This is a genomic window from Pseudoalteromonas aurantia (assembly GCF_005886875.1).
Taxonomy (GTDB): domain Bacteria; phylum Pseudomonadota; class Gammaproteobacteria; order Enterobacterales; family Alteromonadaceae; genus Pseudoalteromonas; species Pseudoalteromonas aurantia_A.
The window spans coordinates 1-13,601 of the sequence record NZ_PNBY01000040.1; the positions used below are offsets into that span (position 1 = coordinate 1).

At 42.3% G+C, this 13,601-nt stretch carries 7 protein-coding genes; 1 reads left to right on the forward strand and 6 read right to left on the reverse strand.

Translation table 11 applies throughout. The features are described from left to right. From CWC18_RS09345 to CWC18_RS09360, 4 genes are all read right to left on the reverse strand, one after another. Nucleotides 1-5,942, reverse strand: a 5,942-nt coding sequence (locus tag CWC18_RS09345; protein ID WP_171041068.1) for a non-ribosomal peptide synthetase, incomplete at its 3' end; no start/stop codon positions are given. Between the two features lie 181 nt (nt 5,943-6,123). Beyond that, complete coding sequence (locus tag CWC18_RS09350; RefSeq protein WP_138591687.1) at nt 6,124-8,214, reverse strand: TonB-dependent receptor; 2,091 nt, start codon at nt 8,212-8,214, stop codon at nt 6,124-6,126. Between the two features lie 274 nt (nt 8,215-8,488). Next, the gene (locus CWC18_RS09355; RefSeq protein WP_138591688.1) at nt 8,489-9,340 is read right to left on the reverse strand and encodes a formyltransferase family protein; all 852 of its coding nucleotides are present in this window, start codon (nt 9,338-9,340) and stop codon (nt 8,489-8,491) included. A gap of 295 nt (nt 9,341-9,635) precedes the next feature. Then, the gene (locus CWC18_RS09360) at nt 9,636-11,783 is read right to left on the reverse strand and encodes a TonB-dependent receptor domain-containing protein (RefSeq protein WP_138675145.1); all 2,148 of its coding nucleotides are present in this window, start codon (nt 11,781-11,783) and stop codon (nt 9,636-9,638) included. 126 nt (nt 11,784-11,909) lie between these two features. Here CWC18_RS09360 and CWC18_RS09365 point away from each other — a divergent pair, with 126 nt between their 5' ends. Continuing rightward, on the forward strand, nt 11,910-12,899 hold the full coding sequence (locus CWC18_RS09365) for a helix-turn-helix domain-containing protein (protein WP_138591690.1): 990 nt from the start codon (nt 11,910-11,912) through the stop codon (nt 12,897-12,899). Here CWC18_RS09365 and sdhD read toward each other — a convergent pair. Beyond that, nucleotides 12,882-13,214, reverse strand: coding sequence for a succinate dehydrogenase, hydrophobic membrane anchor protein (gene sdhD, locus CWC18_RS09370; protein ID WP_171041069.1), 333 nt, complete (start codon nt 13,212-13,214; stop codon nt 12,882-12,884). The two genes, CWC18_RS09365 and sdhD, sit on opposite strands and share 18 nt — an antisense overlap. Further along, complete coding sequence (gene sdhC, locus CWC18_RS09375; protein ID WP_138591692.1) at nt 13,205-13,585, reverse strand: succinate dehydrogenase, cytochrome b556 subunit; 381 nt, start codon at nt 13,583-13,585, stop codon at nt 13,205-13,207. The genes sdhD and sdhC overlap by 10 nt, the downstream gene beginning before the upstream one ends. Nucleotides 13,586-13,601 lie beyond the last annotated feature (16 nt).

The window sequence follows — 13,601 nt, forward strand, 5'->3', positions numbered from 1 at the left end:
GATAGCTCTGATAATAATTGAGTGTTGTTCGCTATGAATTCTAGAAGCAGCCCTTTTAATTGCTTAGCAATTATTTCAACCCCTGTTGCTGATATTTTCCAGCCCTGATAGGTAAACGTTATGCTTAAGCTAGAGTCAACTAAAACGCCAAGCGTAAGTGGATAAGTTGTTTCTTCGCGCGCTGCAAGCACTGAAAACTGTGTGTCTTGTTCATCGCGGGTTTGCACGGCTTTTGATATTGGATAGTTTTCAAATACCATCAAGGTATCAAACAAACCTTCTTTATTTAGCTCTAAATACCGCCCAGCTTGCTTCTGAATATCGTAAAGTGGAGTGAATTCATGTTCTCGGGCTTGTAAATTATCGTTTTGTAAAGCTTGTAACCATGCAGAAACAGTAATGGCAGGATCAACCGTAGCAACAACAGGAACTGTATTAATAAACATCCCCTGGCTTGATTCAGAAGCAAATAAATCAGTGGGCCTACCCGAAGTCGTTGCGCCAAAACATACACTGGCGCGATTTAAATAACGGCTCAGTAAGAACGACCAGCTGCCTTGAATCAACGTATTCAGTGTTACTCGGTTTTGTTGACTAAACTCAATTAATTGCTGTGTTTGCGGCTCGTCAAATTCAATAGCATATGCATTATATTCCCCATCCGTATGCTCATCACCAATGACCGATGTAAGGTAGCTTGGCTCTGATAAGCGGGCTGTTTCTTTCGCCCAGAAAGCAAGGTTACTCACCTGATCTTGCTTCATTAAGTAAGCAATATACTGTTCGTATTGACCTTGTGCGACAGGGAGTGTCTTGCCTTCATACGCTTGTAGTACCTCACCCATCATGGCTGAGCTACTCCACCCATCGGTAAGTAAATGATGCGTAGTCCATATGAAATGGTATTTCTTCGCCGCTAATTTAACCAACGTTAAGCGTGTTAAGCCTGGATCATTAGTTAAATCGAATCCAGCTTTACTGTCTGACTGCGCTTGCTGAGTTAACAGCTTAGGGAGTTCATGTTCGTCGTAAGATTGCCAATCTAATTCATGCCACTGCGGTGTAAGGCTACGCATTACATACTGCAATGTTTGTTGTCGCTCGGTCAAAAAACCGGTTCTCAATGCATCGTGGCGTGACACGACTAACTGCCAAGCACGCTTAAAACGCTCTACATCTAAATTTCTGATCTCTAAGCAAGTTTGGTTTACGTAAGCTTCACCTTCATCATAAAGACTATGAAACAACATCCCCTCTTGCATGGGTGACAATGGATATAACGTCTGTAATTGACTGAGTTCAATTGGTAACTCGTCAAGTTCCGCTTGGCTAATTTTCGCCAGTGGTGCATCTGATGGTGTGAGTGTAGGTAGCGCTTGTTGGCAATGCTCAACCACGGCACACAAAGACTGATATAATTTATCCGCAAATACCTGAACATCACTATGTAATAAACGGGCCGTTGAAAAACTAATATCAAATTGCAATTGGCCCGCAAGCACTTTGCCATTTATCACTAACTCTGTCTGTTGGGGGTACTTAGGGCTAAAAGAAGCACCAACAGATTCATCAGCCAATGTTAATGACAGTCCTCGCTCCTTTTTCTCAAATGTATTGTCTGTTTGACCTAAATAGTTAAACTCGATTTGACCCATAGATTGCTGTTGTAATTCAGTTTGCGCCTGTGGGTTTCCATAATATTTAAACGCCCCATAGCCAATGCCTTTATTTGGCACCGAGCGTAACTGCTCCTTAGTGTGCTTAATGGTATCTGATAACCCTTTAGCGCGGATCAGTGAAACGGGAAACAAAGACGTATACCAACCAACAGAGCGACTTAAGTCTGAAGTGTCTTCCCATGTCTCTCGCCCATGCCCTTCTAAGTTGACACATATCTGTGTGTCTCCTGTCCAGTCATAAACAGCCTCGCTCAGTGCACTCAATAATAGCTCATTAATTTGAGTTCGATATGCATGTGATGAGTTTTGCAAGAGTGCTTGGGTCGTGGCTTGCTCCAATACCACACTAATTACGTCACTCTCAGACATAGCCTGACTACCTTGGGCGTTTAAATTAGGCAATTGCAAAGGTTTTACTGAGTGTGATTGCCAGTAAGAAAATTCGCCCTCAAAAAGCTGTGGATACTGACTAATTTGTTCTGCCCAATATTGATAGCTATGGCTTTTCAACCCCAAGTCTATCTCTTCATTGCGCAGTGCTGCCTCATAGGCTGTCATAAAGTCATTGATTAATGTACGCCAAGACACGCCATCTATCGCCAAATGATGTATAACAATCAAGAATCTCGCACTGCCATCATCAAGCTGCATATTCACAAAACGAGCTATCGGCCCAGACTCAATATCGAGGCTGCGCTGCGCTTCTTCTGCTAATGCCGTAATATTTTTTTCTCGTACCGAACGCGACCAGTAGCTACTTTCAAGTAACAACTCATCAAAGGTGCTATAGTTTTGCTGCCATTGGTCACATTCAGAGCGCGTATATCGTAAACGTAATGCATCATGATAAAGTAATATTGCAGAGACCGCTTGTTGCAATGCTAGTTCATCAAAATGCTGTTCAGAACGCAGCATAATTGCCTGATTCCAGTGATTATAGTCAAACATTGGTTTAGCAAAAAACTCTGCTTGAATGGGTAATAACTTAGCAGCCCCGATTACTATCTGTTCCGGAATTGACGATTTATCAAGAGCTTCCAACTGCAAGGCTAAACGCGCAATATCTTGTTGCTCAAACATTTGCTTTGGCGTTACGACATAACCCGCTTGACGGACTTTAGCAACAATCTGCAGACTGATGATCGAGTCGCCCCCCAGCTCAAAGAAATTATCTAAGCGCCCGACCTTATCAACACCGAGTGTCTCCTGCCAAATATTGGCCAACATCGCTTCAGTATCAGATTGTGGTGCTTGATAGATTTGTGAACTCGTCAATGATGCTTGTGGCAACGCATTTCGATCTATTTTCCCGTTACTGTTTAACGGTAGCGCCGGTAACACCATCAATAAGCTTGGTACCATGTAATCAGGTAACGCTTCAGCCAATTGGTTTTTTATTTGCTCTGAATCAAGTTCAATACTTTCTGCAGCAGACACATAAGCGACCAAACGCTGGCCTGAAGGGCCTTTATCAGCAATAACAACCGCTTCATTAACTTCATCAATCGCATGCAAACACGCTTCAATTTCTCCCAATTCAATGCGGAAGCCACGGATCTTTACTTGGTGATCTGTTCTACCCAAATACTCAAGTTGTCCTTGCGCATTCCAATACACCAAATCACCAGTACGATATAAACGCTCACCATCATTAGAAAATGGATTAGCAATAAAGCGTTCGGCTGTTAGGTCAGCACGATGTAAATAGCCTCGAGCCAAGCCAATACCGCCAATATACAATTCACCGGCAACCCCGATAGGACTCAACCGTAATCCGCTATCTAATACAAGTAACTTTATGCCATCAATCGGAGCCCCGATTGGAACTGCCACATTGGCATCTCCATGACATGTGAAATGGCTTACATCAACCGCTGCCTCTGTCGGGCCATATAGATTATAAATCTCAGTATTTGGTAATAGCTGCAGTGCCTTTGCCTGTACTTCACTGGGTAATGCTTCACCACTACATAAAATACGCTTAATACTGCTCGCACTGCTAACACCTTCGTGATTAATAAACGCTTGAAGCATTGAGGGAACAAAATGCACAGTCGTAACACGCTCTCTGATAATGACTTCAAGTAACCGAGCGCTATCTTTGTGCGCTTCAGGCTGTGCTACAACCAATTTAGCCCCATACATCAGCGGCCAGAAGAACTCCCACACAGAAACATCAAAGCCAAATGGGGTTTTTTGTAGTACCACATCATCTACTGATAAGGGATATGCTGACTGCTGCCAAGCAATTCGGTTATAAATTGCTTCGTGCGTATTTCCCACACCTTTTGGGTTACCAGTGGAGCCTGATGTATAAATTACATAAGCTAATTGGGCAGCATGTGTTTTTAAGTTAGGTACACTTAACTCATATTGCTCTAACTCCAGCGTATCAACTGGCATCATTGGCGCTATCTCAGCAAGCTGAGACAACGACTTATGCGAGTCGTCTGTAAGGAACAATGCCAAACCACTACTTTGAGCTATGTAATCAATGCGCTCTAATGGTAACGTAGGAGCAATCGGCACATAAGCAGCCCCAGCTTTTAACACAGCCAGTAAGCTAACGACCATGTCCATACTTCGTTCGAATACCACCCCCACTTTATCTTCTGCACGAATACCTTTAGCTAATAAACAATGCGCCAAGCGATTAGCACGAATATCAAGCTGTTCGTAAGTCAGCGTTTCATCCATAAAACTAATGGCTATCCGTGTCGGTGTTTTTTTACTTTGATCATGTATGATTTGCTGCAGAGGTGCAGTAAAGCGATGAGGTGAACTTCCTATATTCCAAACAGCCAGTTCCTGTAGATCTTTTTCTGCAAGTAAAGGTAAGCGGGCTACAGGCACGTTAATATGCTCTAATACTTCAGTCAAAACCGCATGGAAAGTATTCAAGCACTGTGTTGCAAATTCAGAGCCATAAAGTTCATTTGCGTACATCAAATTTAACGTTGTTTCTTGACCCACTTCTTCAATGACATCTAGTTGTAAATCAAATGGCATACCAAACCGGTAAAATTCAAAGTCCTGTAATGCGACACCACCCAGTTGCTGCAAACTCTTTTTGTTGCGACGTAAATAATTAAACATCACTTGAAAAATAGGGTGAACACCCGTTTGACGCTCAGGCTTTAACGCTTTAAGTAAATGTTCAAAGGGTAAATCCTGATTACCCTGCGCTATTTTTGAAATATGCGATGCTTGATCAAGCAACGAACTAAAGCTCTCATGATGCTCAATAGTCAATGGGATCGCTTGGGTATTAACGAAAAAGCCAACAAGATTAAATGTTTCACTTAGGTGACGATTCGCAACCGGTACCCCAACTTGAATACGTGTGGCATTCGCAAAACGAGATAAGAGTACTTGCCACGCAGTCAGTAAAACCAAATATGGGGTTACATTGTTCGCTTTAGCAAGCGTTGAAACCTTATGCCATACCGGTTCATCCAATACTTGGATCTCGGTTTTAACACTATATTGCCCAGAATGGCGCGCTTGATTATTAGCTGGTAACCTTAACGGCTCATCGGCTTGTAATAACTCCTGCCAAATCGTTAACTGTTTCGCATATAAAGCTTGTTGGTCTTGCTTGTTTAACCACTTTGCAAAGCCCAGATACCCCACTTTTTCATCCGTTTCGCTAGGCGCTTTTCCTTCACTCAATGCTACGTAAATAGCGACGAATTCATCCAGCAGCTGCTGCATTGAAGTACCATCAGCAATAATATGGTGTAGCGTGACCACCAAACTACTATTATTGCCTTGGTTGACCACACCCACTCGCAACAATGGCCCTTCAACCAAGTCAAATGGCTTGACAACTACTTGCCTTAACTGTGCATCTCGTTGCGCTAAATCAACAGCGGTTGTTTCGAAAAAAGTGAAGGTTTGATCACCCCCATCGATTTGCCAAACATCTTGTAAATCACCCTCTACAAATTTAATGCGCAAAGCGTCATGCCGCTGACAAAGCTGTTCAAACGCACTGTTTACACGATGAGTATCAAGTAAGCCTTCAAAATGTAATGCCCCACCCAAGTTATATGTGACATTGTCAGGGTCTAATTTCCAAGCATACCAAAGAATTTTTTGAGCTGGCGTTAAAGGAACTAATTCTCCATCCGCGATATGCTCTGAAATATGTGTGCCGACGCCAGAGTTTGCACCGCTGATCATTTGTTGTAACTTATTTTTATCAGCTTCCGATAAAGAAGAAAGTTGTCTGTTTTTTCTGGTACGTCTTTGCCGTGACATTCTGGCTCCACTCAACATAAATTGGTTCAAATTTAATATGTGAGCTAGACGAATAGAAACCTGAAAAATCAAGCATTGCGGTGCTTTATTTTATTGATGAGTAAGACAAAAGAAATATGAGTTGGCGTGCAAGATGTGCGCTGTGGTGATTCATCTCACAGCACACATGTATTATAGAAAATTACAGATTATAGGTTACAGAAAAACCAACTGTTCGCGGCTCTGTTAATTGACCTGAGGTGATTACACCTGTCACTGGTGCACGCTCAATTGCTGTTTCATTCACTTGGTCAAATGCATTATTAACATAAGCATCTACTCGCCAATCTTCTGCAATATAAGCAACTGAAACACGAGTTTCTGTGTAACTGTCCGTTTGATATAAATCAGCCTGACTAATTTGGACCTGAGGGTTATTTGCCAAATGACTGCGTAGTAATTTGCTTTGATAGTCGCTTGTATAACGCGTATTTAAACTGAATTGAACATTATCTGTTAACCAATAATCAGCGCCAATACTTGCCGTCACACTCGGTGCCATCGGTAACTCTTGACCTAGCAAGTGCTGATTATTGCTATCTGCATTTTCAACACTCGTATGTAATGAACCGAAGCTACCAGACAATGTCAGTGAATCTGTCGCCGCATAAGTTAACTCAGCTTCAAACCCATAGCTATTCACTTCATCAATGTTATGGATAATTGTATCCCACGGCTGACCAGATGCACCGGTTGCAAGCACTTGGTAATCAGAGTAAGTATTATAGAAAATATTTGCTGCGAGATTTAACGCATCTCCCCATGATTTACGTACACTGACCTCAAACGTATCAACATATTCTGGATCATAGCTATATACAGTAGAAGAAGCCCAGCTAAAATCACCGCCACCCGAGTTGTACCCTTTTCTGAAGCTCAAGCCAAGCGTGAGTTCTTCGTCAATAGTGTGTAAATAAGCGATTTTTGGTAAGTAAAGCGTCTCATCATTGGCAATAATAAATGAGGCACCTGATGCCGCTCTAAATTCGCGATGCTGCTTCTCTTTCTCAATTCGACCACCAGCTATAACCTGGCCTTGCTCGGAAACACTAACTGTAACCTCACCGTAAATCGCATCAGACGACGAGTCGTCATCTCCTTCATATACACCTTTATTAAAGAAAGCTTGTTCACGATCATACTTATACACACCAAAGTGTCCACTTAACCCATCATCAAAAGTAAAGCCAAATTTACCATCGATAGTTTGACTTTCATCGTCCATGCGAACGTGCCAGACAAGTGGGTATTGATGAAATTCATAACTATAATCAACGTCAGATACCAATAACTCAATGTCAAAGTTATCATTTATTTCATAAGACGTTTTTAATGAGGTATGCTGACTGTCTACGTCTTTATCACGGGCATATGATGTATCACTGTCCCAAGGTGTTGAGATAGTACGATTCGCAAGATCCGGACCATCTAAATACCAGTAACGGAATCCCTCTTCTTGTGTATCCACATAACTCAATAACATGTCTAACCCATCAACTTGTGATGGTGTCCATTGTAACTTAGCATTAATACGCGTCATTTTAATTGGTTTTGGATCAAATGGGTATGAATCACCGTCAGCTAACTGAAACTGAGAATGGTGCTCTCTATCAACATTTTGTACCGTGAAGCGATATGCGAGTTCATTCTCTATAATCGGTGCAGATACCATAGCTGAAAGCTCTTTGCTTTGCGTTTTATTGGCATATCCTGCTCTTACTGATGCTTCTAATCTATCCATGGAAGGCGTATTTGTCGTGACGTAGATGATCCCTCCCATGCTGTTTCGACCACTATTAGACGACTGTGGCCCACGTAACACTTCAATTTGCTGTACATCCCACAAACCAAGATCACCGGTTAACGTGGCTACAAACGGTTCCGCTACACCATCTGTCATCACCGCAACACGTGCTTTAGCACCTGAGGTGAAAGAATATGACCCTGTAGCAATGCCTTCCCCTTTCACACCCCGAATACTTGGCAAACTATCTGAAAAAACGACATTTGCAATATCCGATAAAATATCGACGTAAGAATCTGACTGCCCATTGGCAAGCTCTTCACTCGTAATTACCGCAACCGAAGATGTGGTATCTTTTAAAGAGCGACCTGCTTTTTCACCATAAACAACAATATTCTCTATCGACGTAATTTGTTCTTTTTCATCCGCTGAAACAGCTGCCGATACTGCCAAGGCAACAGGAACCATACAAAATGCCAGTTTATTCATTATTTCATCCTAAATTATAGTTAGCCGACCAACAGACGAACTAAAGGAAGAGAAATTTAAGAGTAATAGGAACTAATTTTATTTATTATTATAATTCAAGATGTAACAACAGAGTCTCACTATCGAAAGCACCGACTTATGTATGAAAAAGCAACCATAAATGTATAAATATAATACGTGTTGTTCGGGTGAGAATTGCATCATTTAGTGTTCATGATGCAACAATTAATACCTGATACGGTCCTATATTCACCAAATTGCCATTTGAATGAGGTTACACTTTTTCTTCTGAGGTTATCTTGGTCTTCGCTAATGCATGAAGCCCTTGAATCATGGCTGGGAATAGACTCTGCTGAAAGTTATTCCAACGTAGTTCAAAAATGGTGTCGGTAGGTGTGATCTTGGTATTTAGAACATCATGAATAACTGGACCTGAATCAATCCCCTGATCAACATAATGCAGTGAGGCACCCGTTTTATCAATCACCTCTGTGTCAATCATTTCCATTGTCTGCCAATTAATAACCTGTTTACCTTGCGCACCATACAGGGCATCCAGTGTAGCAGTTGCCCCTCTGCGCTGATAAACAGAGCCCTCTTTGGTGATCCCAGGGTGAATATTAACAATACGCTTTGCATAAGCGCTCTGTTTACTTGCTAACTGATCCAAAATAACAATCAACCCATCTAACAACACCACATCTGCATCTAACTCATCCAACTTGTTTTCTAAGCGCTGCTCAAAATCTTGCTTCCCCTCTCGCCATACTTGTGACCCTTTTGGCAGCTTACGGTAACTCGAAGGTACGCAACATAACAACTCATCAACAGGCGTATTACCCACTTTAAGCGTTTCAGGATAAATCCACTCCTCGTTACAGGCCACCCGTGATGTTCCATAGTCTTGTAATTTTTGACTATCAAGCGAGTGTGTTAAATCATCGTCAAAAATGACGCCTGTCAACTCATACAGCTCCCCCAAGTCACTACTATTAAGCTGTATTACTAGATGTTCCAATGGAGAGGTCATATAGCGTGTTTCATCTTTGTATGTAATCATTCTACCCGCCATATCTGCAGCCGCATTACGCAAGGAACACACATATACTAGTTTTAATCTACTCATAGTCTCATCACCCACTTTTTTATACTTCTTTAACCCCATAACTCACATGTTACGGATTACACTATCCCATCATCAGACGATGTACTCAGGTAAATATTTAATCAGAGTACATACGCACATCATCAATTTCGCTACTGCTCAGCAGTGGAGCAATCAACAATATACGTGTCATTTACTGCACACTTATATCTCGAAAAACGGCAAAGCTTAGAGAAGATAAAACCCATGCATTAAGACGGGCGTTCAATGCATGGGCTTGTGTAGGAAACGTGTTCAATATACCAAGAAGGTATCTCTAAAATTGATAGGCAACACTGGCTTTAATATTGCGACCCGGCTCGTAATCCATTAAATATAAGCCGTCTTCACCTGCCAATGGATGGCCTGTAATGCCATTTTTTGAAGATTGTGAGGCATAAAATTCATCAAATAGGTTATCAATGCCTAACCGTATATTCAGCGCTGGAAGCGCGGCAGGAGACCAGTGTGCAGAGAGGTTATGTACTGCATAACTGCGCTTTTCATTATTCATACTGGCGCCCCCTAAAAAGTGCCCATCAGCAACCCCCCCCACCAGCATCGCTTCCCATGCAATATCCAGATCATAATCGGTTAACTGATAGGCCACTCTCGTGGTGATGGTATCGCCTTGCTCACGCTCTAATCGTGCCCCATCCAGTTGCGCATAATGATCAAAAGCCGACAAATCACTGCTTGATTGCGCATAGGTCAATTGCACTGATAACGTGTTATGCGTGAACTGTGAATACGCTTCAAATCCCTCAATACGCATATCACCGATATTGTCTTTCCACTGGTCCCAGCGATGCTTTGGATTAGGCTTCATCGCACTGTCAAAAATATAATTATCAATTTGTGTAGAAAACGCGGTAATACCTGCAGACCACGTCATAGATTGACCAATGTGATGCTGATATGCCAAGGCAAGCTCGGTATTGAGCCCGGTTTCGGCTTCAATCGCGCTATTTTCACTGTCTCTGAGGCCCGCCCCCGCAAAAACCTCACCAATCTCTGGCCCTTTAAATAACTCGGTGCTGCTGAGTTTGACCAGTAGGTTATCTGTGATCTGATACTCAGTCGCAAGGGACAAGGATAATGCTGAGTAATCATTACTCACTACTGTTGTATCCAATTCATATTTGTCGTACCGCGCACCGACAATCATTGTTAAATCACTTGCAAACTCGATGCGATCTTGCACAAACACCGCGATATTTTTGGCACTTTCTTGTGACTCAGCGACCGAACTATCTGTGCTGATCTTATGAAAATCGGTATCATGTTTAAGATAGTCTAAGCCATAAGTAACACTGTGGTTTTCATCAGTAAATAAAGCATCAAACGGCGTTTCGGCTAAGAGATTAAAGCCACTATTTTTCGCCTCCCCCGTTACTTGACCTGCATGACCACTAAAGCGCGGATTCGGTGACAATGCCCAACCAGCTTCATCACGGTACAGCTCACTGATATTACTAAACACACTTGCCTTTAATAAAGAGCCTTGGCCCCAGTCTAAATCATAACTTAAAGTTAGCGTGTCACGGGTAAATTCAGTAGGCCACAATAAAGGTGTACCCAGCCCTTTTTCAAAAACTAAGTCGGTTGCCAGTCCCATATCAGGTCGATAACTATAATCCCCTTTATCTTGATAGGCTTCATAGCTTAATGCCAAACGTTGTTGCGCATTAATATTCCAGCCAATTTTGACCAACGCATCATGGACCTTTCCTTCTAAGCCGCGCACAGTGCCATCAGTACCGACGATTTGTTCACCCGTTTGGTCTTTAATTTTGCCGCCACCGACTTCATAGTTATCACGGCTAACTTGATTATAATACGCTAAAAAATCCAACTGCTCGTTCAGCTCACCATAACCGGTGAATGAAAAGCGATGCCCCGCATTATCAGCAACCCCCACCGATACACGGCCACCCATAGATGCTCCGTCAGCCAATAGTTCAGCCGCCTGTTTGGTTTCAAAGCGCACGGCCCCGCCTAACCCGCCGTTAATCACTGAGTTCGTGCCGGTTTCAATATCGACTGATTTTAAAATATCTGCGTGGATCTGTAAGTTACCCATATGATGATACATATAAGAGTTTTGCGCAGCGCCATCTATTGATATTTTCAGGTCCTTATCATCCATGCTGCGAATGGTAATGCGCTGGTTTAAAGAATGCGCCCCCCCTACATCAATACCTGGGATACTGCGCAATAAATCAGAAATATGGTCAGCTTGCTTATTGGCAATATCTTGTTCTTGTAAATACAGAGCTGACGTTTTAACTTGCGTACTCCACACAGAAATTTTCTCTATGTCATCAGCCGCAGCCAATACATTTGGGGCAGCACACCCCCCAGCCACAGCCAATGCTAAACCAGTACGACGAAAACCCATTTGCTGAGCAGTTAAAACCAACATACAACACCTTTTAAATGTAAATAAGAACCAATATCAATATTGTACAGGGATTATGGGTTGATATTTGCGCTTCTATTTTGCAGAATCATCTAACTTATTTGCAAAAACGTCAAAGGTGCATAGGTTATGGCTACTTCCATTTATGTTGATGATCTTTCTTACGCGCTGCAAAAAATTGGCTTAGAGTCTCGCCAGCAAACCTCAACGGAGCAAACGCACTTAGCGCAGGGCGACTTAAGTTTTATAGAATTACAAAAAGGGCTCTACTTGCACCGCGCAGATATCATCGAAAACAGTCATACCAGCAGCAGTGCCATCTTACCTGCGGGATTTCATATCACGGTGTTATTGGCGGGGACCGTGTCATTTAGAGTGGCACAAAAACGCTATCAATTTAGCGCCGATAAGGGGCCTGTTGCTTTTATTAATATACTGAATAAACAGGATATATTTACTCGTTTCATGCAAAAAGGTCAGCACGTAAAAAAAGTCACGTTAAGCTGTGAACGTAGTTGGTTATTACAAAAGGTCTTAAATGAACAAGCATGTGAGCAGATAAACACGCAACTGTTTCATTCGCAAAATGTCTATGTTACACCACTGACGTCCTCCCTACTCCAAAAAATCAAGATACTTGCCAATCAAGAGGGTGACACACACTTGCTTGCTCCGCTGCTATTGGAGCAACATGCACTGCAATTATTGCATGAAGTAATAAGTCAATTTTATCATCCAGAATTTACACCGACCCAAGCGCATTATGCTCATTCGCCAATTCAAGCCAGTGAAAGTAAACTGGCAACATTGCTGGTGCTATTGGAGCAAGATTTTACCCTCAGTGATATTGCACAGCAGTTAGGAGTAAGTATCAGCACGTTGCAGCGTAATTTTAAACGCAGTTTCAACACCACATTAAAGCAATACGTCAAAATAAAGCGCTTAGAAAAGGCGAGAAAAGCACTTTTGATAGAAGGGTTAACCATAGGAGAAGCTGCATATCTAGCGAAATATACCCATGTGGGCAATTTCATTACCGCCTTTAAAAAACACTTTGATATTACGCCTATGCAGCTTATAAAATTACACCGAAGTAGCGCCTCATACGACCCAAAGTAAACCTAGGCCAAAGCCCCATAACCCAAGATTCAGTGCAACAAGTATGATATTAAACACCGTATTTAAACGCCCCTTAATGTAGTCTCCTGCGATTTGCCAAGCCGCTAAAATACCATTTGCGACCGTTGCAGTCAGCACTACTGTTGCCAGTATTTTAAACCACAAAGCACTGTGTAGTGTTGACCACATTGCAAATGATACCGGTCCACACAATACCAAATACCCAATCATCGCCGCCGCAAACAAAATAAGAATCACGTTACAAATGCGCTGTAAAACCCATTGCTGTGTGCCTGATAGATTTATCATAGCCATATCCACACTCCTGATAACACACTCAGTAATACACCCACGGCAATACATGCCCAAGATATTTTCGCACCGCCTTCAAGACTTTCACAATATCCAGCTTCTTGGATTAAATGTTTAATCCCGCCACATAAGTAATATCCCATGGCGGTTAAAAACGCCCATAGAAACAGTTGAATAATGATGCTTTCATCACGTAATGCATGCAATAAAGCAAAATTTTCTGGTGACTGTAGTGAATACCACAAAGTGGGTAAGTAAAAGGCAAACCCCACCCACATCACAACTGCACTGATACGGTGGAGGATGGAGGCATATGCTGTAATAGGCAAAGCCATTGTCTGTATCGCCAAGTTCATGGGTCGCTGTTTTTTCATTTGAACCTCTGATCAA